Origin of the sequence: Nocardia sp. CY15 (assembly GCF_009829295.1) — a bacterium.
Classification (GTDB): domain Bacteria; phylum Actinomycetota; class Actinomycetes; order Mycobacteriales; family Mycobacteriaceae; genus Nocardia; species Nocardia sputi.
In genome coordinates, this window is sequence record NZ_VUOT01000002.1 from 84683 (window position 1) to 107621 (window position 22939).

Annotated in this window: 21 protein-coding genes and 1 riboswitch; of the genes, 11 read left to right on the forward strand and 10 right to left on the reverse strand. The window is 68.8% G+C overall.

Translation table 11 applies throughout. The features are described 5' to 3' along the window. Positions 1 to 149 precede the first annotated feature (149 nt). Both GVY39_RS06205 and GVY39_RS06210 read left to right on the forward strand, forming a co-directional pair. Positions 150 to 602: a DUF3151 domain-containing protein gene (locus GVY39_RS06205; RefSeq protein ID WP_195069686.1), complete on the forward strand. Its 453-nt coding sequence runs from the start codon at positions 150 to 152 to the stop codon at positions 600 to 602. 105 nt (positions 603 to 707) lie between these two features. Further along, positions 708 to 1811, forward strand: a complete 1104-nt coding sequence (locus GVY39_RS06210; protein ID WP_195069772.1) for an aromatic acid exporter family protein — start codon at positions 708 to 710, stop codon at positions 1809 to 1811. Positions 1812 to 2144: 333 nt separating this feature from the next. Here the strand turns inward: GVY39_RS06210 and GVY39_RS06215 are convergent, their stop codons facing one another. Together GVY39_RS06215 and GVY39_RS06220 are read right to left on the reverse strand one after the other, a co-directional pair. Then, positions 2145 to 2921, reverse strand: coding sequence for a site-2 protease family protein (locus GVY39_RS06215; protein WP_159921994.1), 777 nt, complete (start codon positions 2919 to 2921; stop codon positions 2145 to 2147). After that, entirely contained in the window at positions 2918 to 3577 is a 660-nt protein-coding gene (locus GVY39_RS06220; RefSeq protein WP_236565334.1) for a hypothetical protein, read from the reverse strand. The genes GVY39_RS06215 and GVY39_RS06220 overlap by 4 nt, the downstream gene beginning before the upstream one ends. A gap of 280 nt (positions 3578 to 3857) precedes the next feature. Between GVY39_RS06220 and GVY39_RS06225 the strand changes: the two genes are divergently transcribed. The 3 genes from GVY39_RS06225 to GVY39_RS06235 all read left to right on the forward strand — a co-directional run bounded on the left by GVY39_RS06225 (position 3858) and on the right by GVY39_RS06235 (position 8152). Beyond that, entirely contained in the window at positions 3858 to 5147 is a 1290-nt protein-coding gene (locus GVY39_RS06225; RefSeq protein WP_159921990.1) for an adenylosuccinate synthase, read from the forward strand. A 116-nt stretch (positions 5148 to 5263) separates the two neighbouring features. Further along, positions 5264 to 7867 (forward strand): LuxR C-terminal-related transcriptional regulator, encoded by a 2604-nt coding sequence (locus GVY39_RS06230; protein ID WP_159921988.1) that lies wholly within the window; start codon positions 5264 to 5266, stop codon positions 7865 to 7867. A gap of 21 nt (positions 7868 to 7888) precedes the next feature. Beyond that, positions 7889 to 8152, forward strand: a complete 264-nt coding sequence (locus GVY39_RS06235; RefSeq protein ID WP_159921986.1) for a hypothetical protein — start codon at positions 7889 to 7891, stop codon at positions 8150 to 8152. A 6-nt stretch (positions 8153 to 8158) separates the two neighbouring features. Here GVY39_RS06235 and GVY39_RS06240 read toward each other — a convergent pair whose 3' ends face one another. From GVY39_RS06240 to GVY39_RS06250, 3 genes are all read right to left on the reverse strand, one after another. Then, on the reverse strand, positions 8159 to 8995 hold the full coding sequence (locus tag GVY39_RS06240; RefSeq protein WP_159921984.1) for an alpha/beta fold hydrolase: 837 nt from the start codon (positions 8993 to 8995) through the stop codon (positions 8159 to 8161). A 155-nt stretch (positions 8996 to 9150) separates the two neighbouring features. Continuing rightward, entirely contained in the window at positions 9151 to 9789 is a 639-nt protein-coding gene (locus tag GVY39_RS06245) for a methylated-DNA--[protein]-cysteine S-methyltransferase (protein ID WP_159921982.1), read from the reverse strand. A gap of 232 nt (positions 9790 to 10021) precedes the next feature. Then, complete coding sequence (locus GVY39_RS06250) at positions 10022 to 10243, reverse strand: hypothetical protein (RefSeq protein WP_159921980.1); 222 nt, start codon at positions 10241 to 10243, stop codon at positions 10022 to 10024. A 63-nt stretch (positions 10244 to 10306) separates the two neighbouring features. Here GVY39_RS06250 and GVY39_RS06255 point away from each other — a divergent pair, with 63 nt between their 5' ends. Next, complete coding sequence (locus GVY39_RS06255; RefSeq protein ID WP_159921978.1) at positions 10307 to 11812, forward strand: PLP-dependent aminotransferase family protein; 1506 nt, start codon at positions 10307 to 10309, stop codon at positions 11810 to 11812. Between the two features lie 346 nt (positions 11813 to 12158). Here the strand turns inward: GVY39_RS06255 and GVY39_RS06260 are convergent, their stop codons facing one another. From GVY39_RS06260 to GVY39_RS06270, 3 genes are all read right to left on the reverse strand, one after another. Beyond that, positions 12159 to 13256 carry a CaiB/BaiF CoA-transferase family protein gene (locus GVY39_RS06260; protein WP_159921976.1) on the reverse strand — a complete coding sequence of 366 codons (1098 nt, stop codon included), beginning with the start codon at positions 13254 to 13256 and terminating at the stop codon, positions 12159 to 12161. 114 nt (positions 13257 to 13370) lie between these two features. Then, positions 13371 to 14858, reverse strand: a complete 1488-nt coding sequence (locus GVY39_RS06265) for a M23 family metallopeptidase (protein ID WP_159921974.1) — start codon at positions 14856 to 14858, stop codon at positions 13371 to 13373. A 138-nt stretch (positions 14859 to 14996) separates the two neighbouring features. After that, positions 14997 to 16247, reverse strand: a complete 1251-nt coding sequence (locus GVY39_RS06270; RefSeq protein ID WP_159921972.1) for a GAF domain-containing protein — start codon at positions 16245 to 16247, stop codon at positions 14997 to 14999. A gap of 214 nt (positions 16248 to 16461) precedes the next feature. On the opposite strand from GVY39_RS06270, the gene GVY39_RS06275 reads away from it, so the two are divergent. Further along, positions 16462 to 17265 (forward strand): alpha/beta fold hydrolase, encoded by an 804-nt coding sequence (locus tag GVY39_RS06275; protein ID WP_159921970.1) that lies wholly within the window; start codon positions 16462 to 16464, stop codon positions 17263 to 17265. A 53-nt stretch (positions 17266 to 17318) separates the two neighbouring features. Beyond that, positions 17319 to 17816, forward strand: coding sequence for a DUF456 domain-containing protein (locus GVY39_RS06280; RefSeq protein WP_159921968.1), 498 nt, complete (start codon positions 17319 to 17321; stop codon positions 17814 to 17816). 3 nt (positions 17817 to 17819) lie between these two features. Here the strand turns inward: GVY39_RS06280 and GVY39_RS06285 are convergent, their stop codons facing one another. Both GVY39_RS06285 and GVY39_RS06290 read right to left on the reverse strand, forming a co-directional pair. Continuing rightward, positions 17820 to 18695 carry an amidohydrolase gene (locus GVY39_RS06285; protein WP_159921966.1) on the reverse strand — a complete coding sequence of 292 codons (876 nt, stop codon included), beginning with the start codon at positions 18693 to 18695 and terminating at the stop codon, positions 17820 to 17822. An 84-nt stretch (positions 18696 to 18779) separates the two neighbouring features. Continuing rightward, positions 18780 to 20243, reverse strand: coding sequence for an FAD-dependent oxidoreductase (locus GVY39_RS06290; protein WP_236565333.1), 1464 nt, complete (start codon positions 20241 to 20243; stop codon positions 18780 to 18782). A gap of 380 nt (positions 20244 to 20623) precedes the next feature. Here GVY39_RS06290 and GVY39_RS06295 point away from each other — a divergent pair, with 380 nt between their 5' ends. From GVY39_RS06295 to GVY39_RS06305, 3 genes are all read left to right on the forward strand, one after another. Then, complete coding sequence (locus GVY39_RS06295; protein WP_159921964.1) at positions 20624 to 21073, forward strand: hypothetical protein; 450 nt, start codon at positions 20624 to 20626, stop codon at positions 21071 to 21073. Between the two features lie 63 nt (positions 21074 to 21136). Beyond that, a riboswitch (SAM riboswitch) is annotated at positions 21137 to 21253 on the forward strand. A 14-nt stretch (positions 21254 to 21267) separates the two neighbouring features. Next, a complete protein-coding gene (locus GVY39_RS06300; RefSeq protein WP_159921962.1) occupies positions 21268 to 21684 on the forward strand; it encodes a rhodanese-like domain-containing protein in 417 nt (138 codons plus the stop codon). Beyond that, positions 21681 to 22895, forward strand: coding sequence for an O-succinylhomoserine sulfhydrylase (locus GVY39_RS06305; RefSeq protein WP_159921960.1), 1215 nt, complete (start codon positions 21681 to 21683; stop codon positions 22893 to 22895). The genes GVY39_RS06300 and GVY39_RS06305 overlap by 4 nt, the downstream gene beginning before the upstream one ends. Positions 22896 to 22939 lie beyond the last annotated feature (44 nt).

Below are 22939 nucleotides of genomic sequence, written 5' to 3' on the forward strand. Positions count from 1 at the left end.
CAACCCACGCCGAGCCGAACCGGCGCCGACCGTCCCGTACGACGAGCCGCGACCGGACCGAAATCCGTGCTCGGCTCGCGCCGGAGAGAGCGGAACGCGAGCTGGAGCAGAGGCAGCCGCCTACCGGGCAAATCGGCCTGCGGTGCACAATGAACCGCATGACCTCGTTCGGTGACCTGCTCGGACCGCAACCGGTACTGCTACCCGAAATCTCCGACGCCGAGGACGCGCTGCTCGACAACGCCGATCCGGTGCGGGTCGCGGCCGATCACCCGGCCGCCTCGATCGCATGGGCGCACCTCGCCGAAGCGGCGCTGAGTCGCGGCGAAGCCCAGGACGACGCGGTCAACCACGACATCGTCGCCGCGTACGCGTTCGCCCGCACCGGCTATCACCGCGGCCTGGACCTGCTGCGCCGCAACGGCTGGAAGGGCTTCGGGCCGGTGCCGTGGAGCCACGAGCCCAATCGGGGCTTCCTGCGCAGCGTGGGCGCGCTGGCCCGCGCCGCCAAGGCGATCGGTGAGACCGAGGAGTACGCGCGCTGCCTCGACCTGCTGGAAGACTGCGACCCCCGGGCGGCCGCGGAGCTGGGTCTCGACTGAGCCGTAGTGAGCGCAGCATCGCGTAATGATTCCAGGAGCAGCGGCGGCCGGTTGACCGGCGGGCTGGCGCCCGATTCCCGCGTCGGCGTCGCCCGCGCGAGCAGTATGGCGAGGCTGCGCACTTCTTGGGCGCGGCTGCGCCGGTCGGTGCTGCCGATCATCCAGTGTTCGGTCGGCGCCGCGCTGGCCTGGTTCCTCGCCCACCACGTCATCGGCCACGCGTTGCCGTTCTTCGCGCCGACGGCCGCCGTGGTGTCGATCGGCATCTCCTTCGGCGCCCGGCTGCGCCGCTCGGTGGAGCTGGTGGTCGGCGTCGCGGTCGGCATCGGCATCGGCGACTTGTTCATCTCCCGCGCGGGTACGGGTGTCTGGCAGATCGCGCTGGTCGTCGCGGTCGCCATGGCGGCGGCGGTGTTCCTGGACGGCGGTTCGATCATCACCATGCAGGCGGCGGGTTCCGCCGTGCTGGTGGCGACTTTGCTGCCGCCCTCGGTGGGCGGCGGCTTCTCCCGCATGATCGACGCCCTCGTGGGCGGTCTGGTCGGCGTGGTGGTGGTCGCCGCGATTCCCCTGCACCCCGTGCGCAGGGCGCGAACGCTCGCCGCGGACATTCTCGGCGTGATGGGCAGATCTATCACCGATTGCGCCGACGGTCTGCTCGAGCAGGATCCGGAGAAGCTGCACCGTGCGCTCACCGCGATGCGCGCCACCCAGCCGCAGATCGACTCGTTGCGCGCGACTCTGGAGGGTGGCCGCGAGATCAGCCGGATCTCGCCGCTGTACTGGAACTCCCGTTCCCGCCTCGAACGCATCAGGGCCACGGCCGATCCGTTGGACAATGCCATCCGCAACACCCGAGTCCTGTTGCGGCGCTCGCTGACTCTGGTGCGCGACGACGAAATCCTCCACCCCGGATTGATCGACGAGGTGGAGCGCCTCGGCCAGGCCGTCGACGTGGTGCGCCGGATGATGCTGACCGACCCCGGCGAACAGCCCGACCGGGCCGAAGCCGCCCGCGTACTGCGCTCGGTCGCGAAGGGTGCGCGTCCGGAACTGGTAGCGGGCGCGGGACTTTCGGCCCACGTCGTCTTCGCGCAGGTGCGTTCGACGCTGGTAGACCTGATGCAAGTCTGCGGCGTCCAGCGTGTCTCGGCGATTGCCCTGCTGCCGCCGACGGTCAAGAACCCCTACGTGCGGCCCGAGGTATGAACCCGGACTACTCAGCGGTAATCGGACATTCGCGCCCGGCACCGTGGTCCGCGTCCGGTGCGGCGCGCCGAAAAATTGATCTTCGGGTAGTCCGCTACTCGTGTTCCGCGCGTCTTCCCGCCGTAGTTTTGCGATGTGACCGCGAGTCGAGGGGAATCGCGGTCGACCGCTTCGCACGCGGACGAAATGGTTCCTTGGCCAAGGGGTGTGGTGGCCAGGGAAGGGGCGGATCGGACGCGAGCGAAGAAGCAGGGCCGCCTGGCCGATTCGACCGGGCGGCCCTGCGCCCGCGTATATCCGGAGCGTCGCAGGTCGGCCGGTTCGAGCCGCGGATCAGGTCCAGAATCGAGTCAGGTAGCTGCCGTAGCGCGACCAGTCCGACGGAACGCCGGACAGCTCGAACAGGGCGTACACCGCGTCGAAGAACACTTCGTTGATGGCGGGGGTGAACAGCAGCGCGAACAGGATCAGCATGCCGAACGGCTTGAACTGGTCGAGCGAGCGTCTGGTCTGGTAGCTCAGCGACGGCTCGACTATGCCGTAACCGTCCAGTCCCGGCAGTGGGATCAGGTTCAGCAGCGTCGCGGTGATCTGCAGGAACGCAAGGAAACTCACACCGAACCAGAAAGCCGGATGGGAATCGGTGCTGCCCCAGAGCTGAACCACCACCAAGAGGAGCACCGCGCACAGTGCGTTCACGGCGGGCCCCGCACCGCTGATGATCCGCTGCGTACGTGGCGCGACATTGTGCGTGTGCACGTAGACCGCGCCGCCCGGCAGGCCGATGCCGCCCAGCGCGATGAACACCATCGGCAGCACGATCGACAGCAGGGGATGGCTGTACTTCAACGGGTTCAGCGTCAGATAGCCGCGCAACTCGACCTCACGATCACCTGCCCGCCACGCCGTGTACGCGTGCGCGAACTCGTGCAGGCACAGCGAGACCACCCAGCCGAACACCACGAAGACGAAGACCCCGGCCTTGGCTCTTGTCGAGTCCAGCGGGGCATCCCAGGCCAGCGCACCGCCGAGGGCGGTGAGGGCGATCACGAGCAGGAACACCGGGCTCGGCCGCACCGCGCGCGACCTGCGGTCGATCGGAATGGTCATCGCACAAGCAGCCAGGGTTCGTGGTGGCGGTAGAAAGTCGAGCGCGGCACCGGGCGGTCGGCGCGGATGCCGTCCCTGGTCACGATGGCGCCGGGCGTACCGAGCTGCGCCGCTCGCCCCTCCAGCCAGCGCCGCTTGCGGAAGCCTTTGCGCACGGTCGCCCGGACGCCGGGCGGTTCCAGGCACGGCGAGACGAGCATGGCCGCCACCTTGCCGGAGAACAGTTGCGTGTCGTCGACGTACGCCTCGCCCTCCAGCTTCTCCCCGCCGACGCCGGTGATCACGGCTCGGCCCGCGAGCACCTTGCCGGTGTCGTCGCGGACCAGCGGCGTCTGGACAGCGCGGCCCTCGATGGCGCGCTTGGCGGCGGCGTTGCCGGTGCCGGTCTGGTAGGCGCGCGAAGCGTAGGACTTCTCGATCGGTACGTAGCCGATCTCGACGTGCAGGCGCTCGGTGCGCATCAGGTGGGTGAGCACCGCGGCCAGCGCGGCGTCCTCGCCGAGCACGATCAGCCGCGGCAGGCTGTCGGCGGCCAGCACGGGAAGCAGCTCATCGATCACGGACGACTCGGGGATGGCGGCCGTCTGGGTGGTCGGCAGCGCCGCGAGCGCGATGGGTACGGGGGCGCCGTCGCAGCGGAGAACATGGGTACTCAAGCTGCCGTACACCCTCCTCGGTTCGAGCCGACACCGTCGGGCCCCTCGCCATTGCGGCCGAACCGGCTGCGGCTCGTCCGTCCACGCCGCGCTGCCGCTCGGCGTGCCGTGCAACCATAGCCCTGCCCGGCCGCGACCACACGGTTGTCGAGCCTACGACGAGATCCGCCGCGATGCCGCCGCGGACGGGTCGGCTAGACTGTCCTTCCGGCCACCGCCTCAGTACGGCAGGTAGCTGCAACACATCAGTGTTGCCTGTCGAACCGTAGGAGACACGACCATGCCGGCAATCGTCCTCATCGGCGCCCAGTGGGGTGACGAGGGAAAGGGCAAAGCAACCGACCTGTTGGGCGGTCGGGTGAACTGGGTGGTCCGTTACCAAGGTGGCAACAACGCCGGTCACACCGTGGTGTTGCCGAACGGTGACAACTTCGCGTTGCACCTGATCCCCTCCGGCATCCTGACCCCTGGCGTGACGAATGTCATCGGCAACGGCGTCGTCGTGGATCCCGGCGTGCTGCTGGACGAACTGGCGGGGCTGGAAGAGCGCGGCGTGGACACCTCCGGCCTGCTGCTCTCGGCCGACGCGCACCTGATCATGCCCTACCACGTGGCCATCGATAAGGTCACCGAACGCTTCCTCGGCAACAAGAAGATCGGCACCACCGGGCGCGGCATCGGGCCGTGCTACCAGGACAAGGTCGCGCGCGTCGGCGTGCGCGTCGCGGACGTGCTGGACGAGAAGATCCTCACCCAGAAGGTCGAGGCGGCGCTGGAGTTCAAGAACCAGGTGCTGGTCAAGATCTACAACCGCCGGGCGCTGGATCCCCAGCAGGTGGTCGACGAGGTGCTCACGCAGGCCGACCGGTTCTCCCATCGGATCGCCGACACCAGGCTGAAGCTGAATCTGGCGCTCGAGCGCGGCGAGACCGTGCTGCTGGAGGGCTCGCAGGGCACCCTGCTGGACGTCGACCACGGCACCTACCCCTACGTCACCTCGTCGAATCCGACCTCGGGCGGCGCGGCGGTCGGGGCGGGCATCGGACCCAACAAGATCAACACCGTGCTCGGCATCTTGAAGTGCTACACGACCCGGGTCGGTTCCGGCCCCTTCCCGACCGAGCTGTTCGACGAGTTCGGCGCCTACCTGGCCAAGACCGGCGGCGAGGTCGGCGTCACCACCGGCCGCGCCCGCCGTTGCGGCTGGTTCGACGCGGTGATCGCGCGCTACGCCACGCGGGTCAACGGCATCACCGATTACTTCCTCACCAAACTGGACGTTCTATCCAGTCTGGAGACGGTGCCGATCTGCGTCGCCTACGAGGTCGATGGTGAGCGAGTCGAGCAGATGCCGACCACCCAGACCGAATTCCATCACGCGAAGCCTATTTTCGAGCAAATGCCCGGCTGGTGGGAGGACATTTCCGGCGCGCGCGCCTTCGAGGAATTGCCCGCGAACGCCCAGGCGTACGTGTTGCGTTTGGAGGAGCTCTCCGGGGCCCGTATCTCCTGCATCGGCGTGGGTCCGGGCCGGGATCAGACCATCGTCCGCCACGACGTGCTCGGCTAGAACCTGTTCGAATTTCGCGCGGTCCAGCGGAGATTCGTGGACATCACCACACATTGGCCCCATCTATCGTGCTCGCTCGGCTTCGATCATGATCGGTGAAGAACTACAGTTAGAGCATGGCTCGGAACTGGCCGATGATCGAGCGCGAAAGCGAATTCGAGGCAATCCGCGCGGCACTGACCGGTCCGGAGCACGTCGGGGTGGTACTGACCGGCGATGCGGGCGTGGGTAAGACCACCCTGGCCCGGCATGCCACCTCCGCGATCGGCGGCAACGTGCGCTGGGTCGCGGGCACCGAGTCGGCGCGCAGCATCCCCCTGGGCGTGTTCGCGCACATGGTGGGCGTCTATACGGCGCACGACCCGGTCACGTTCATGTCGGCGGCGCGCGAGGCGTTGCTCGCCGACGGGGACACGGTGATCGGCGTGGACGACGCGCATCTGCTCGATCAGCTCTCCGCCACATTGCTGCTGCAGCTGGCCATCGACAAGGCAGCCCACATCGTGGTGACCGTTCGCAGCGGAGTCCCGGTGCCGGACGCGGTCACCTCGCTGTGGAAAGACGGCCACCTGACGCGCATCGATCTGCGCCCGTTCACCCAGCGCCAGAGCGTGGAGCTGGTGGAGTCGATGCTCGGCGGGCAGCTCGAGGGATTCACCGCCAATCTGATGTGGGAGTCCTCCGCCGGAAACCCGTTGTTCCTCCGGCATTTGGTCGAGGGAGCGCTGGAGGCGGGCACGCTGCGCCAAGTCAACGGCGTGTGGCAGCTGCGCGGCCGCGCAGCGGTGACCTCCGAGCTGGCCGCGCTGCTGGAGGACCGGGTCGAGCAGTTGCCCGAGCCGGTGCTGCGGGTGCTGGAACTGCTGACCTTCTGTGAGCCGATCGATCTCGACGTCCTCGCCGAGCTGGCGGGCGAGGACGCGGTGGAAGCCGCCGAAACCCGCGGCGTCATCCGGGTCGTGGAGAATTCCCGGGATCTCATGGTGCGCTACAACCACCCGCTGTTCGGCGAGGTGATCCGGCGCAGGCTGGGCATCGCCTCGGCGCGGCGTCTGCGCGGCAGGCTGTACTCGTCGCTGAAGGAACGCCCGATCAATTCCGCCGCCGACCGCATCCGGCTGGCCGAATTGGCCCTGGACAGCGACAAATCCGCCGATCTGGAGTTGTTCGAGGCCGCCGCCGCCGACGCGATCGGATTGGCGAATCTGCCGTTGGGGGAACGTTTCGCGCGGGCGGCGGTGGAGCGGCGCGGCGGTGTGGAGTCCGCCGACCTGCTGGCCCGCGCCCTGCTGTGGCAGGGGCACCGGATCGAGGCCGAGCGCACCCTGGCCAGCTTCGACCCGGACCAGCTCGACGAGGTGCAGCTGGCGCGCTGGGGCAGCACCCGGGTGGCGAACCTGTTGTGGGCCATGGGTGACGCCGACCGCGCCGACGAGGTGCTGAAACTGGTGCGGAGCAAGGTGCGTCATCCCAAGATCGCGGCCATCTTCACCGGTCTGGCGTCCGCGAGCGCGGTCAACGAGAACCTGGTCGAGAACGCGATCGCCGAGGCGGAAACGGTCATGTCCGCCGATGGCGCGCCGCCGTGGGCGGTGTGGTGGGCTTCCTTCGGCGGCGGCTTGGCGTTGGCGTTGATGGGCAAGGGCGCAGCGGCCAGGCAGTACGCGGCCCGTGGGCACGAGGTGGAAGGCCACATCGACGGGCTCAACCGTTTCATGTCCACGCACGCCGAGGTGCTCGCCCTGACCTTCACCGGCGACCTGGAGGAGGCGCGACGCTGCGCCGGGGCGTTCGTCGGCTACTCCTCACCCGGCCAGTACCTGGCCTGGGGCATGTCGAAGATCCTGCAGGGCACCGTCGACGTGGCGCAGGGCCGGTTCCAAGACGGCATCGAGAATTTGGAACAGGCGCTGGCCGCACTGGCCGCCGAGGGCGCGGCCGCCTGGATGTTCCCCGCGCGGATCCGTTTGGCCGAAGCGTATTCGGCGCTCGGGCGCGCCGCCGAAGCCGCCGAGTCGATCATGCACGCCACCGCGCGAGGCGGCAGGCACAGCGCGGTGTACGAACCGCAGCTGGAAATCGCGCGGGCCTGGCTGTCGGCCGCCGAAGGCACCGTGACCCCGGCCATCCGGATCGCGGTGAGCGCCGCCGACTCGGCCGCCCGCTCACATCAGCACGCGATCGAAGCCATGGCACTGCACACGGCGGCCCGGTTCGGCGATCATACCGTGGCCGGACGACTGGCGGACCTGGCCGCACGCCTGGACGGGCGGCTGGTGCAGGTGCAGGCCCGGCACGCGGTGGCGCTCGCCGACCACGACGGCCCCGGACTCGACGCGGTAGCAGCGGATTTCGAGCGCATCGGCGTGATGCTGTCGGCTGCCGACGCCTCGGCGCAGGCCGCGTCGGCACACGAGCGAGCCGGGGACCGGCGCAGATTGCTGGAGTCCGCCGCCACGGCCAACCGGCTCGCCGCCGCCTGCGGCGGAGCGAGTACCCCGGCGTTGCGACAGGCCGCGCAGCCGCTGCCGTTGACCGCCCGGGAACGCGAGATCGCGAATTTGGTGGCGGCGGGCTTGTCCAACCGGCAGATCGCCGACCGGCTCACGGTCTCGGTGCGCACGGTGGAAGGCCATCTGTATCGCGCCTGCATCAAGATGGACGTCACCGATCGCGAGTCCCTCGGAGCACTGATGCGCGGCGAGTCCGGGAGCGGGTGAGTGGTCGTGCGATCCACCCTCGTGATGTGCGTGCTGGCGGCCGCGGCGGTCCTGGGCGCCGGATGCTCGGACGGCCGGCCCGGACCGGCCACCAGTTCGGCGCCTCCCTCGGCGACGGTGGCGTCGAAGACCGAGACGCTTCAGGAGCGCAACGCGCGGATCAGGCAGAAACTGATCGAACTCGGCTGCTCGTCGAACGCCTGCATCCAGACCTACTTCGGCTGCGCGGACGGCTACATCACCGGAGAAGCTTGCGAATTCTTCCGCGCGCACCCCATAGAGTGAGCCGCCCTACTCGGCATGCTGCTCGACACCGGTGAGGAACGAACCGGCGACTGGGGCCAGGAGCTTGATATCCGGGTTGTGGCTGAGTCGGGGGATCTCCTGGAATACGGCGTCGGGAAGAACCGCGGCGATGGCGCGGGCTCCCTTGCGGAGTAGCGCGTCACTCTTGCCGCCCGCGATGACCAGCGTGGGAACACCGACCCCGGACCAATCCTCGGCGCGCAACGGCTCTCCGCGCATGAAGTCACGCATCACCGCCCAGTCGTGCGCGGTGGACGGTGCGGTGGCGCGCAGATCCTTCCAGAAGGGGGTCAGACGCATGGCCGCGACCATGACACGCGGCATCCCCATAGCCTTGGTCATGTACAACCGCACGGTGTCACCGCGGCGGTCGGCGGCGATCAGTTCGTGCAGCCGTATCTCCAGGTCGGCCTGGGGCACGAATCCTTCGCGGTCGACCACGAAAGGCGGCTCGAATGCGACGACCTTCGTAATGCCCCGCACCCGGCCGGACTCGGCGGCGCGGAGCGCGAGCGCGGCGCCTGAGGACCAGCCGAACAACGCCGCCGTGCCACCCGCGGCCTCGACCAACGCGGCGATGTCATCGATTTCCCGGTCGACTTCGTAGACGCCAGGCGAATCCGCGCTGTCGCCGCGGCCACGCCGGTCGTAGTTGATCACGGTCAGGTGGTGCTGCTCGGCCAGTGCCGAGGCCAACTCGACCATCTTGGGGAATCGGCGGAAACCGAAGGCGCCGCCGATCAGTATCACGACTCCGTTGTCGCCGCCGACGTGCCGGTCGAACGCGATCGCGGTACCGTCGGCCGAGGTCACAGTCTCCATCGTTTGCTCACTTTCTTTCCTATCGGGCGGGTTCCGCCGATGCTGCGCTCATAGGGACGAAGCGAACTCCACGAATTCATCGGAGCGTGGGATCCGCGGGACTGCGAGCGGCCGGATCCGGCGCTGTACGCGGCCGGTACCGGCGCCTGGGTTGCTCAGAACAAAGTGGGCTCGCCGAATCCCGATGTGCGCTCGATGGTCAGCAAACGCTGCTTGGTGTCGATGCCGCCTGGGGCGGAGAAGCCGTGTAGTGCGTGATCGGCGGCGAGTACGCGGTGGCACGGGATGATCAGCGGAATCGGGTTTCGGCCCAGAGCCTGCCCGACCGCTTGGGCAGCACCGGGTGCGCCGACGCGGTCGGCGACCTGACCGTAGCTGAGCGTGTGGCCGGGGTCGATGGCGCGGGCGACAGCGTAGACGGCACGGTGGAACTGCGGAATGCCGCTGGTGTCCAGGGCGATCCAGCGCAGGTCGTCGAGTTCGCCCGCCAGGTGGGCGCGAATGCCTGCGATCGCCTCTGCGATGGCGTCGGCGGGTGGTTCCTCGAGGATCTCCGCGTCCGGGTGTCCGGCGCGACGGCGCGTGATGCGCGCGCGAGTGGCCGCCGGGCTCGCCTCGGGGAGTTGGAATCGGATCACCCCTTCCGAACTCCATGCGATCGCGCAGCAGCCGATCGTCGTGTCGAACAGCGTCGCGGCGGCGTGGCGGCCGGAGGCTCCAGGCTCGGTAGCGGAACCGGTGGTCTCCGTCGCCGGTGGCTCGGTCGCGGCGGCGAGCCGAGTGGCGTCACTCATGAGCCAAGTTTGCACCGCGGGACCGACAAGTACGCAATGAGCAGGCCAGTTTCACAAGTGGCCTTGTATCAGTATGTGTCGCGACGATCGCGTGCGGCGTCGACGTGCTGGGTCACGTGACGGTACACGGAGTGCCGCCCCCACTGGCCTGGTATGGGCGCAGTGTGGCTTAGCGGGGCGCTTGGTTCGTACGCGGCACGAAGTCGATTCCGCGCGTTTCGCGCGGCTCCTTTCAGCCGGGCAAGCCTTGGTGCGGCACGTCGCCACGGCCGTAGACGGCGGTGAGATCGGAGTATCGCCGCTGGTGGTCGTAGTACGACAGGCTCTGGTGGGACACCGGCATGCCCGGGTGGAAGCGTTCGAGCCGGAAGGCGCGCTCGTCGTTCCTCGGCGCGAATCGGTGGATCAGGTAGCCGAAGAGGGCGACAATGAGCAGGGTGGCGAGGGCGGTCATGTCCGTCAGCGTGCGCGCCACTGGCCTTGCCAAGAAATATCCAATCGGCCGATACTGGACCGCATGGCGACGAGAGTGATCGGCGCGGGCAGTCTGGCCCGCGATCTGGGCCGCTGGCGGCAGGCGCACGACGGTGGTCCGGATGCGGCCGGGCGGCGGTCCACCCGCCCGGCGTATCTCGCGCTCGCCGAAGGCATCCGGCTGCTGATCCACGACGGTCGCGCACCACTTGGTGTCGCGTTGCCCAGCGAACGCGATCTCGCCGCCACCCTCGGGGTCAGCCGCACGACCATCACCTCCACTTACGCGTTGCTGCGCGAGCACGGCTACCTGATCAGCCGCCAGGGATCGCGCAGTACGGTGGCACTGCCCCGGGACGTGCAACACGACGGCGTCAAACCGGCCAGGAGCATCCTGGCGATGATGGCCGCGCCCGAGCTGCCCACCATCGACATGACCTACGCCGCGATGGCCGCCCCGCTGGAGATGCAGGAGGCGTATTCCGCTGCCCTGGAGGGGATTCCGGCCTACTTGGGCACCCACGGCATGGACCCGGTCGGTGTGCTCGCGCTACGCGAGGCGATCGCCCGCCGCTACACCGAGCGCGGGTTGCCGACCGAACCCGACCAGATCCTGGTCACCCTCGGCGCCCAGCACGGTCTGCGTCTCCTGCTGAACGTGCTCACGGCGCCCGCGGCCCGTGTGCTCATCGACCATCCGACCTATCCGAACGCCATCGAGGCGATCCGCGACGTCGGCGCTCGGCCGGTGCCGGTGCCCTTGCGGCCGGAGGACCCGGCGGGCGGCTGGGATCTCGACGGAATCCGCAGTGCCGCCCGGCAGACCGCCGCCGGCTTGGCCTATCTGGTGCCGGACTACAACAACCCCACCGGCCTGCTGCTCGACGCCGAGGGCCGCGCCGAACTGGCCGCCATCGCCAGGGATACCAGGATGACCGTCGTGATCGATGAGTCCATGGCGGATCTCGGCCTCGATGGCGGCCTACCGCCGCCGCCGGTCGCGTCCTTCGCCAAGGGCTCCGAGATCGTCACCATCGGCTCGGCCTCGAAATCGTTCTGGGGCGGTCTGCGCGTCGGCTGGATCCGGACCAACCAGGCGCTGATCACCAAGCTGCTCGGCATCCGCTCCACGGTCGACCTCGGCACCCCCGTCATGGATCAGCTGGCCACCGTGCACCTGCTCGAGCACGCGGACCTCATCCTCGACCGCCGGCGGGACCAGCTGCGTTCCCAGCGTGCGGCCCTGCTCGACACGCTCGCCGAGGAACTGCCGGACTGGCGCGTCACTGTCGGCGCCGGCGGCATGTCGGTGTGGGCGCAGCTGCCGACCTCGGTCTCCACGGCGCTGGCAGCCACGGCTCCCAACCACGGCGTATTGCTCGCGGCCGGGCCCCGATTCGGCGTGCAAGGCGCGTTCGAACGGTTCCTGCGGCTGCCCTTCACCCATCAGGAGCCCGAATTGCGATTGGCGGTCAAGGCCATCGCGTCCGCCTACGCCGCGCTGACGCCGCGCGCGGTAGATCCGCTGACGCCGTTGACCTGCTACTGAGAGGATTTCGCGTTCGTTTCTGCCGAATTGGAGCGGGGAGAGCCTCCGCCGGCGGCACTTCCCCTCCGAGCGCCGCCGGGCACGATCGGCCGGCCACCCCTCGGGGCTGGCCCTCCTCGTGCTCGGGCAGCGTGCAGAAAGCTCGCACGGCGCCGAGGCCTCCAGCTCGAGCGGCGGTCAATAAGCGGACCGGAAGGATGTCCGGGGCATCCGCTGTTCTCGGAAGCCACCTGCTCGCGGACAGTATGGCAGGCGCAGCGCCGAACTGTCGAACCGGTTGGTTTGTTACAACTTTCAATCAGCCTCGCTCGGGCGGGATGCCGCGCCGCGACACCCCGCCGCGTGCTCAGTCGATCCAGACCGACTCGATCGGGGTCGCGGTGGTGGGCGGCGGGGTCGGAATCCCGTTCGGAGTGCGCGAGAATCGCGGGGCCGGGGCGTGCTGGGTGATGTCATCCAACTCGAGCAACGAACCGCGGGCCGCGATGTGCTCGTTGCGCGTGGCCTCCTCGAAGGTGAGCACCGGCGAGACGCACGCGTCGGTGCCGACGAAGATCTCGGTCCACTCGTCGCGCGTCTTGGTCCGGAAGCGTTCGGCGAACAGCTTTTTCAGCGTGTCCTGCCCGGCGGGGTCGAGCTGGAAGGGCAGGCCCTCCGCGTCGATCTCCAGCCCGGTCAGCAGCTGGGCGTAGAACTGCGGTTCGATCGCGCCGACCGCCATGTACTTGCCGTCGGAGGTCTCGTAGGTGTCGTAGAACGACATTCCGGTGTCGAGCAGGTTCACGCCCCGCTCATCGGACCAGACGCCGGCGCCGCGCATGCCCCAGATCATGTGCGAAAGGGCAAGGGCGCCATCGACCATGGCCGCGTCGATCACTTGGCCCTTGCCGGACTGCTGCCGTTCGACCAGCGCGGCGAGGATGCCGAACACCAGGAACATCGAACCGCCGCCGAAATCGCCCACCATGTTCAACGGCGGGACCGGGCGCTCGCCCTTGCGGCCGATGGCGTGCAGCACGCCGGTGATGGAGATGTAGTTGATGTCGTGTCCGGCGCGGTCGGCCAGCGGGCCCTCTTGGCCCCAACCGGTCATCCGTCCGTAGACCAGGCGGGGATTGCGGGCGAGCGCGTCGTCCGGGCCGAGGCCCATCCGCTCGGTGACGCCGGGGCGGAAGCCCTCTATGAGCACGTCCGCCTTCTCGATGAGGCCGAGTACCTTCTCGATGTCGGCGGGGTCCTTGAGGTCGGCCTCGACGATGGTCCGGCCGCGCAGCTGAGGGCGGTCGAACCCGCCGGGCAGTTGACCCGCACGCTGCACCCGCACCACGTCGGCGCCGAGATCGGCGAGCAGCAGCGCGGCGTGCGGGCCAGGGCCGATACCGGCCAACTCGATGACCTTGATGCCCGCGAGCGGGCCCTTCTCGGCGGTGGATGGAATGCTCACGCCCTACCTCGGTTCGTCGTTGATCCAGCGCACCGAATGGCCGGTGCGTCCTCCCGGACGCGACCGGGAGGGGTGTATTGACAGTATGACAATAACGCTGCGGCCGGAGCCGGGTCATACACGAACACCCTGTGACGCCAGATAGGCGACGGGCTCGACGGCGCGGCCGTTGCGCCGCACCTCGTAGTGCAGGTGTGGGCCGGTGGAGTTGCCGGTGGATCCGACCGCGCCGATCACGGTGCCCGCGGAGACTCGCTGGCCGGTCTGGACCCGGATGCTGCCCGGGGTCTGGTGGGCGTAGATGGTCTCGGTGCCGTCGGCGGAGCGGATCCGAACCTGATAGCCGTAGCCGTCGCCGAAGTTGCCCGCCTTCACCACGGTGCCGCCGGTGGCGGCGTAGATGGGCGTGCCTGCGGGGGCGGCGAGGTCGAGCCCACCGTGGTGTTTGCCGCCCCGGGGACCGTAGTGCGAGCTGATCCGGTATTTCCCGGGGTCGATGGGCGAGCGGGGGCGGCCGTCGCCCGGCAAGGCGCTTGCGAGCCTCCTGTGATTCCCGGCTATGCCGTTGAGGTATTGCGCGGTGAGGCGGTCGACCATGGCGGCGGTTTCGGTCGCCTTGGCCTGCCCGCCCCGCACTATGGTCTGAGCCTTGCGCAAAGCCTCGGAGAGTATCTGGTGTACCTTCCGCTGACCTTCCTTGGTGTAGGCGCTGGGCCCGAGTTCGGCCAGTTGTACGTTGACCTCCCGGATCAGCCGGACCACCGCTTTCCGGTCGGCTCGGTTGTCCCCGGCCAGGCCGGCAATGTAGCGCGCGAGGTCGTTGTCCAGATTGTTGAACGCCTTCGCCGCGTTCTTCTGGTACAACGCTCGCGCCTTGATCGCTGTAGCTCCCGCGCCCGAACCGACCGACCCACCGGGTCGTGCGCCCAGACCCGCGGTGCCCGCCGCGTCGCCGTCGGTGCCGTACAGCGCCTCCAGCTTCTTCAACGCGTCCAGGGCTTGTTGCGCCTCCGGAGTCAGCGCGGCCGCATTGGCGGCGGTGGGGGTGGCATTCGTCCCGCCCGCACCCGCGCCGGATCCGCCGCCCGCGAGGCCGGCGAGCGCCTGCGCCAGCATCGGCAGTGCCATCATGGCCATCGATCCGGCCATCAAGGCGGTCGGGGCGATGGCCGCGATCATCTCCGGATCGATCCCGGGGGGTGGTGGGGCGGGCTCCCCGTCCGGTGGTGGCGGGGCGCCGTTCGGCGGCGGTGCAGCGCCCCCGGGCGGCGCCACCACGCCACCGGGCTGCGGCGCCACCGTTCCGCCGGGGACCGCGGTGCCGGTAGCCGGTGGCGGTTGCGCGCCATTGGGTGCCGGAGCGGCGGGGGTGGGGGCGGAAACGGGCTGCGCGCGTGAGTTCGACGTGGGGGCTGCGGGGGCTCCACCGGGCGCGTGTCGTGCCAGATCGGCGAGGACACGGGCTGCCTGGGCGGCGATGTCGGAGTCTTTTCGCTCAGACGCGGAGGTCGCGGGCCCCGGGGCGCTGGTCGAGTCTTCGACAGCGCCGCCCTCGGGAGCTGCCTCGCCATCCACGAGGTGAGTCGCTTCCCCGCTAGTCACGACCACCTCCGCATGCCCACACGCCCATCCGGCACGCCTCTCAACCAGCGCTGTTGCCGAGATCGATTGTGCCGCTCGATTTCACCGCGCGGTCCTCACCACTGGGAATCGCGAGACGCCATCCGCCGGAAGCCGGCACTACCGAGCAGGACCGAAGGATGCCAGCCGGTTGTCCAACCGATGTCGAATTCTCCGGATGCCGGGTGCCTGGGAGCCGGGCAGCAAGGGACCCGGATATCGGCTGCGGAGTTCGCTGACCGATTCCTGCCCGAGACCGTCCTCCACCTGACGGAAGTCGGCGCGGATTCGCGGGTCGAGACGATACGGGTCCGATACCAGGCGATATCCGACGATTCGCCGGAGCCGGGCCAGTTCCGCGCGTACCGTGACCGCCTTTCCGCCGGTCCCGTACAGCTCTTCGGCCAACAGCGCCGCGGTCAGTCCATCGGGATTGTCGAGCAGCAGAACCACCAGCTCGCTGTGCCGAGGACTGAGTTCATGGACGACGCCGTCCATCCACAACAGGGCGCGGGCGCGGCCCAGTGTGCTCACGCGCGGCGCCCGTTCGCCCGAAACGCTGCCCGCCAGAGCGCAGACCGAGAACGGTCCGCCCGGCGCGAGCCTTTCGAGCACCACGCGACGACCGTCGGGCAGTTCGGTTTCGCCCTCGACCAGTGGTGCGGGCCAGACGTCGGGCAGCCAGCCGCGAGGCGACGCGTGCAACAGCCGGCCGTCGTGTGACAGCAGGGCGCCACGGTCGCCGAGCCGGCTGAGGACACGATCGAGGTAGCGGGTCCGTATCTCGGCGTCATGCCGCCAGGTGAGCGAACGAAGATGCGCCTCGGCCAGCCGCGCCGCCGCCGTGACCAGAGGCAACGCCAGGGCATTCGTGTCGCGCAGTCGGCAGGTGACGTCGACGACGCCGATCACCGCGCCGCCCACGGGATCCCTGATGGGGGCTGCCGAGCAGGTGAAGTCCGCGGCGACCGACAGGTAGTGCTCGGTGCCGCGGACTTGGAACGCGCGCCCCAGCGCCAGAGCGGTGCCAACGCCGTTGGTCCCCGCTTCGGTCTCGTGCCAGCGCGCTCCGGGGACGAGATTGGCTCGTCCCGCCGCTCGTCTGGTCGCGGGATCGCCCTGCACCCACAGCAGATGCCCGTCCGCGTCGGCGCCGAACAGCACGTGGCCCGGTTCGAACGCGGCGCCCTCGAGGCTCGCGAACAGGACCGGCCAAACGGAGGCCATCCGATGATTCCTGCGCCAGGTGCGCACCTCGTCGTCGGTCAGGCCGACCTCGGGGAGATGCCGGTCCGGATGCAGGCCGCGACCTCGGGCGCGATCCCATGAGGCGCGCACGTCCGCACGCGTCGAGTGTGTCTGCCTTGTCACCAAAAGCGTGTGCCTCGTGGTATTCGGATCGGCCGCGGTGTCCTACCGCCCGGAGACGTCCCGGCGTCGGGACCAGACTAAGGACCGCGCCGTCGCCCTGACAACGAGTCGCGCTGCGCTGCAACGTTGATGCAACCCCCGACCGGCGCCTTTCCACGGCGACGAATGCGCGCCATCGTGTGCGAAACCGTTGCTCGTGGACTGGAGGTTGTCGATGCCGTACTTCGAACTGCCCGATGGTGTGCCGATGTACTACGAGGATCACGGGGCCGGGCGGCCGGTCGTGCTCATCCACGGATGGACCATGAACACCACCTTCTGGGCGCAGAACGTGCCCGCCCTGGCAGAGCGAAATCGGGTGATCAATCTCGACCTTCGCGGGCACGGCGCCTCCGGGAAGACCGACGACGGGCACACCCTCGCGCAGTACGCACGGGACATCCGCAGTCTGCTCGAACACCTCTCGCTCGAGGACGTGTGCTTGGTCGGCTGGTCGATGGGCACCGCGGTGATCCTCGCCTACATCCAGCACTTCGATTGCGAGCGGCTGGATTCGGTGGTTTTCGTGGACCAGTCGCCGCGGTTTCTCGACGCGCCGGGCTGGGACTTTCCGCTCCAGGGCGGCTACTCCCAGAGCGATCTCGCGGTTTTCGTGCAAGCGGTGAAGCATGCGCGGCCGTCGGTGATCAAGCCGTTCATCGCGGCATGCTTCGCCGACACCCCGCCACCGGAGGTGATCGACGCGGTGTACGCGGAGACGGCGAAAACGCCGACCGCGGCGGCCTGCGCCATCTGGTACGACATGGCCTTCGCGGACTTCCGGCAGGTTCTGCCCCAGGTCACCGTGCCCGCACTGCTGATCTACGGTGCGCAGAGCAAGATCTTCCCCGGTCCGCTCGACGAATGGCTCGCGGCGCGATTGCCGAACGCGAAGGCGGTGCGCTTCGAGCACAGCGGTCATGCGCCGTTCTCGGAGGAACCGGAGCGCTTCAACGAAGCACTCGCCGAGTTCCTCTGAGTGGGCGGAATCTCATGACGGCTCCGCGGGGCAGGCCACTATAGGCTGCACGTGTGGAAGCGCTCTCTGATCAGGGGTGGTACACCCTTCTCGCCGCCCTCGCGATTCTGGTCGGCCTCGTCGGGATCGTCGTCCCGATCCTGCCGGGCGTCATCCTGATCTTCGCCGCGATCGCCGTCTGGGCCTTTCTGACCGGAGGGGCCACGGCCTGGACGGTTTTCGCGATCAGCACGCTGCTGCTGGTGCTCTCCGGGGTCGTCAAATACACCTGGCCGGGGCGCAAGATGAAGGACGCGGGAGTGTCCAACCGAGCGGTCCTGCTCGGCGCGATCCTCGGCGTCGTCGGCTTCTTCGTCATTCCGGTGGTCGGCCTGTTCATCGGTTTCGTGCTGGGCGTGTACCTTTCGGAACTCCAGCGGCTGCGCGTCAACCAGCAGGCCTGGCAAGCGACGGTACACGCGCTGAAGGGCGTCGGCCTGTCCATCCTGATCGAGCTCTTCGGCGCGCTGCTGGCCATCGGTGTCTGGATCGTCGGCGTCTTCGCCGTCTGAGCGCTACCGATCGATGGCGGGGAACGGAATGGTGTCTCCCGCACGGCTTCCCGGGAGTTCGTCGCGGTGCAGCCGGAGAGTCGGCGGTTCCGGGCGGTACAGCGGCAGCGTGGGGGCGGGATCGTCGCTGACGGTGCGCTCCCGGGCCGGAAGCCGGTAGAACGCGCGGGCGTTGTCCTCCAGCACCGCGTGCATGTCGGTGCCCACCACATCACAGAGCAGATCGACGTCCGAGTCCCGGAACGGGCGTCCGGCTCGGGTGCCGGGCAGATCGGTGCCGAACATCAACGCTTCGGGATTCACCGCGTGGATACGGCGCAGCGTGTCGGCGACGTTCATCGCGACCCGGCCGAAACCCGTCGCCTTGACCTTGGCTCCGCGGTCGACGAGATCGAGCAGGAAGGGCACGCCTTCCGCGGACATGCCCAGGTGGTCGACCGACAGCGCGGGCAGCTTGGAGATGACCGGTTGCAGCGAAGCCAGCATGGTGCCGTCGATGTAGACCTCGACGTGCCAGCCTGCCAGCTCGTAGGCGCGCAGCGCCTGCAACGTCATCCCGGTGATGTCGGTGGCCGCGCGCTTGAGGTTGAACCGCAGCGCGCGCACACCTACCCGGTCCAGTTCGAGGATCTCCTCGTCGGTGGCGTCCAGATCGAGCCGGGTGACGCCGACCCAGCCCTCGCCGAGTTCGGCGAGGGCGGCCTTCAAATAACTCTGGTCCGTGCCCTGGAACGACCCGCTGACCACCGCGCCGCCTCCGATGTCGTATCGCGACATGCGCTTGCGGTAATCGGCGATGGTGAACGGATCGGGCAGGTAGCCCTCGTTCTCGGCCAGCGGAAACCGCGGGTCGAAGATGTGCAGGTGGGCATCGAACACTTGTACAGAATGCCTCAGTGTCGGAATTTCCGCTGCCACAGCGGGGGTGCGGCGGTGGCAGCGGCGTCGGTCACCGCGGTGTGATCAGACCTTGTGCGGCTCGCTGGCGCGCAGCATGTCCTCGCGCTCGACGACCTTGACCCGCTCGCGGCCCTCCGGCTCGCCGAGCGAGCGTTCGTGCGCGTCGAGGCGGTACCAGCCTGCCCAGGTGGTGAACGGAATGCCCTTGCTCTCCAGGAACTCGGTGACGGCCTCGGGCTCGGGTTGCTCGGCCGGGGTGAAGCCGGGAGCGTCGTCCAGCAGGCAGGCGATGGTCTCGTTGGCGTCGCCCTTGGTGTGGCCGATCAGGCCGACCGGGCCGCGCTTGATCCAGCCGGTGACGTAGGTGGCGGGCAGGTAGCGCTCGGCGCCGTCGGCGTTCTCGTCGGCGATCACGCGACCCGCCTCGTTCGGCACGGTGCCCGCCTGGTCGTCGAACGGCAGCTGGGTCAGGTTCTGCGACAGGTAGCCGACGGCGCGGTACACCGCCTGCACGTCCCAGTCCTTGAACACGCCGGTGCCCTTGACGTTGCCGGTGCCGTCGAGCTGGGTGCGCTCGGTGCGCAGGCCGACGACCTTGCCGTTCTCGCCGAGCACTTCGGCGGGGGATTCGAAGAAGTGCAGGAACAGTTTGTGCGGCCGGTTGCCGACGTCGCGGATGGCCCACTGCTCGAGGGTGTTGGCGACCATGTCGACCTGCTTGGAATGACGGCGCGCGGCTTCGGAGCCCTCGTCGTAGTCGATGTCCTCGGGGTCGACGATGACTTCGATGGTGGGGGAGTGGTCGAGCTCGCGCAGTTCCAGCGGGGTGAACTTGGCCTGGGCGGGTCCGCGGCGGCCGAAGACGTGGACCTCGACGGCCTTGTTCTCCTTCAGGCCCTTGTAGACGTTCGGCGGGATCTCGGTGGGTAGCAGCTCGTCGCCGGTCTTGGCCAGCACGCGGGCGACGTCGAGCGCGACGTTGCCGACGCCGAGGACCGCGACCTTCTCCGCGTCCAGGGGCCAGGTGCGGGGGACGTCGGGGTGGCCGTCGTACCAGGAGACGAAGTCGGCGGCGCCGAAGGAGCCGTCGAGATCGATGCCGGGGATGGGCAGCGCCCGGTCGGCGTTGGCGCCGGTGGAGAAGATCACCGCGTCGTAGAAGGCCCGCAGGTCGTCGAGAGTGATGTCGGTGCCGTAGTCGATGTTGCCGAGCAGGCGGACCTGCGGCTTGTCCAGCACCTTGTGCAGGGCGGTGATGATGCCCTTGATCCGCGGGTGGTCGGGCGCGACGCCGTAGCGGATCAACCCGAACGGCGCGGGCATGCGCTCGAACAGGTCGATGCTCACCTCCGCATCGGACTTCATCAACGCGTCGGCGGCGTAGATCCCAGCCGGCCCGGCGCCCACGATCGCGATGCGCAGCGGGCGGGTCCTCGCGGTGTGCGCGTCAGGCCCGGAGGAGGAAGCCTGCGTCACCACGGAGGGCTCGCGCACACCGCCATCCGATACTTCACTCTGTTCGGTCATCTCTTTACGCGCACCTTTATGGTCGAAACAATTAATGACGTCTGGGCTTAGCTTAGGCTAAGTTGACGCACCGGCTCGGTCGCACCCGTCCGGTGCGGACGCCGGCGTTGCCGGCTCGTGGCTGCACGGTGCTCCGTTCGCCGCGGCGATGAGCTGCCGATTCGCTATGACAGCAGGCCGCCGTCCCGCGATTCTATCGGGATGGTCCATACCGCCCCGCGTCGGTGCGTGAACTCGGCGGATGCCATCGCATGTCACATTCCTCGCTTACCCGCTCCCGCGCCGCCTATCGCGCCCCGCCCGCAGCTGGTCCGCGCCGCCACTGTCTCGAGCCGGGGGCCGAGCGCTCGATACCGGCGCCGACCAGGGATCATCGAGCCATGACCGAACAGCAGCCGACCGCGGGCGAGGACGAGATCATCCGGGTCGATCAGACCGACAAGCGCTCCGCGGCCCCGTTCGTCGCGGCAGCGGTGGTCGCGGTGATCGTGCTGATCGCGATCGTGCTCGGTGGCGTGCTGTCGCCCGCTGAGAAAAATGTCACAGAAGCCGACCGCATCGTGGCGGCCGTGCGCAACTTCGTCGACGGCTCCAACCGGAGCGACATCGTGCCGCCGCCCGGCACCGCGTGCCAAGGATTCGACGCCGACCGCTCGCCCCTGGCGGGACAGGACGGCGCCGGAAAGCCCGTCGAGATCGCGAAAATCGACCCGCCGATGGTGGACGGCGACCGGGGCAAGGCGACCGTCACCACGACGGTGGACGGCAGGGCGGCCACCTCCACCTGGATTCTCACCAGATCCGGCGACAAGTGGCTGGTCTGCACCTGAGCGTTCCCGCAGTGTGAGCCATCGTTTGACACGATGACCCGGGTCGGTGCAATCTCAGTCGAAGGTCATGAGAACCAGTGTCAAGCCCCGGCATTACTGGTCGGCAACCCTCCTCCGCGGTGGGGTGCTCCGGGTGACGACCTGGCGGCGCCTCGGTCCCGGGCGCGGCAAGTGCGGATTCGCAGGAGGTGCACATGAGTTATGCCGGTGACATCACTCCGCAGCAGGCATGGGAACTGTTGCGGGACAATCCCGACGCCGTCCTCGTGGACGTGCGGACAGAAGCGGAATGGAAGTTCGTCGGCGTCCCCGACACGAGTTCGATCGAACGGCCGACCGTGCTGATCGAGTGGGTCGATTCCACGGGCGCCCGCAACGAGGCCTTCGTCGAGCATTTGAAGCAGGCGCTCGACGGCCACGACCCCGAGGCCCCCGTCGTCTTCCTCTGTCGCTCCGGTCAGCGTTCGGTGGGCGCCGCGATCGCCGCCACGTCGGCGGGCTACCGCACCTCTTACAACGTGCTCGAGGGCTTCGAAGGCCCTCTCGACGAATTCGGGCATCGCGGCGGCGCCGGCTGGCGCGCCCTCGGACTGCCCTGGCGGCAGTCGTGATCACCGGCGGCGCGTTCGACAAGCCGCTGCCCGACGGCGTCGGCCCCGCGACGCTGGGCGTGCGCGGCGGGCTGCGGCGCTCCGGTTTCGAGGAGACCGCCGAGGCGCTCTATCTGACCTCCGGCTTCGTCTACGAGAGCGCCGAGGCCGCCGAGGCCGCGTTCACCGGCGAGGTCGAGCACTTCGTCTACTCCCGCTACGGCAACCCGACGGTGGCCATGTTCGAGGAGCGGATGCGCCTGATCGACGGCGCCGAAGCGTGCTTCGCGACCGCGAGTGGCATGTCCGCGGTGTTCACCGCGCTGGGCGCGCTGCTGAAGGCGGGTGACCGGCTCGTCGCCGCGCGCAGCCTGTTCGGCTCGTGCTTCGTGGTGTGCAACGAGATCCTGCCGCGCTGGGGCGTGGAGACCGTCTTCGTCGACGGCGAGGACCTCGACCAGTGGGAGCAGGCGCTGTCGGTGCCCACCCAGGCGGTGTTCTTCGAGACGCCGGCCAATCCGATGCAGACCTTGGTCGATGTGCGCCGGGTGACCGAGCTGGCGCACGCGGCGGGCGCGAAAGTCGTGCTCGACAACGTGTTCGCCACTCCGCTGCTGCAACGCGGCTTCGAGCTCGGCGCCGACGTGGTGGTCTACTCGGGCACCAAGCACATCGATGGGCAGGGTCGGGTGCTCGGCGGGGCGATCCTGGGCGCGAAGGACTACATCGACGGTCCGGTGAAAACGCTGATGCGTCATACCGGCCCCGCGCTGAGCCCCTTCAACGCGTGGACGCTGCTCAAGGGCCTCGAGACGATGCCGCTGCGGATACGCCATTCGGCGGAGGCCGCCCTGCGTATCGCCCGCTTCCTGGAAGATCATCAGGCGGTCAGCTGGGTGCGCTACCCGTTCTTGGCGTCGCATCCGCAGTATGCCCTGGCCACCAGCCAGATGAGCGCGGGCGGCACCGTGGTTACCTTCGAGCTCAACGCCCCCGAGCACGAGGCGAAGAAGCGCGCTTTCGAGGTTCTCAACCGGTTGCGCGTGGTCGATATCTCCAACAACCTCGGTGACGCCAAGACCCTGATCACGCACCCGGCGACCACCACGCACCGCGCCATGGGCCCCGAAGGCAGGGCCACCATCGGCCTGACCGACGGCGTCGTCCGTATCTCGGTGGGCTTGGAAGACGTCGAAGACCTCCTCGCCGATCTCGAGCACGCCCTCTCCTGATCCCGCCGCGCGCGGGCAAGGGGTCAGGGGAATCTCGGGCAGCT

What these genes read in the sequence shown, in the direction of transcription:
- GVY39_RS06205 (WP_195069686.1), top strand. Translation starts at nt 150, where the DNA reads ATGAACCGCATGACCTCGTTCGGTGACCTGCTCGGACCGCAACCGGTA.
- GVY39_RS06210 (WP_195069772.1), top strand. Translation starts at nt 708, where the DNA reads ATGGCGAGGCTGCGCACTTCTTGGGCGCGGCTGCGCCGGTCGGTGCTG.
- GVY39_RS06215 (WP_159921994.1), bottom strand. Translation starts at nt 2,921, where the DNA reads ATGACCATTCCGATCGACCGCAGGTCGCGCGCGGTGCGGCCGAGCCCG.
- GVY39_RS06225 (WP_159921990.1), top strand. Translation starts at nt 3,858, where the DNA reads ATGCCGGCAATCGTCCTCATCGGCGCCCAGTGGGGTGACGAGGGAAAG.
- GVY39_RS06230 (WP_159921988.1), top strand. Translation starts at nt 5,264, where the DNA reads ATGGCTCGGAACTGGCCGATGATCGAGCGCGAAAGCGAATTCGAGGCA.
- GVY39_RS06240 (WP_159921984.1), bottom strand. Translation starts at nt 8,995, where the DNA reads ATGGAGACTGTGACCTCGGCCGACGGTACCGCGATCGCGTTCGACCGG.
- GVY39_RS06245 (WP_159921982.1), bottom strand. Translation starts at nt 9,789, where the DNA reads ATGAGTGACGCCACTCGGCTCGCCGCCGCGACCGAGCCACCGGCGACG.
- GVY39_RS06250 (WP_159921980.1), bottom strand. Translation starts at nt 10,243, where the DNA reads ATGACCGCCCTCGCCACCCTGCTCATTGTCGCCCTCTTCGGCTACCTG.
- GVY39_RS06255 (WP_159921978.1), top strand. Translation starts at nt 10,307, where the DNA reads ATGGCGACGAGAGTGATCGGCGCGGGCAGTCTGGCCCGCGATCTGGGC.
- GVY39_RS06275 (WP_159921970.1), top strand. Translation starts at nt 16,462, where the DNA reads ATGCCGTACTTCGAACTGCCCGATGGTGTGCCGATGTACTACGAGGAT.
- GVY39_RS06290 (WP_236565333.1), bottom strand. Translation starts at nt 20,243, where the DNA reads ATGACCGAACAGAGTGAAGTATCGGATGGCGGTGTGCGCGAGCCCTCC.
- GVY39_RS06295 (WP_159921964.1), top strand. Translation starts at nt 20,624, where the DNA reads ATGACCGAACAGCAGCCGACCGCGGGCGAGGACGAGATCATCCGGGTC.
- GVY39_RS06300 (WP_159921962.1), top strand. Translation starts at nt 21,268, where the DNA reads ATGAGTTATGCCGGTGACATCACTCCGCAGCAGGCATGGGAACTGTTG.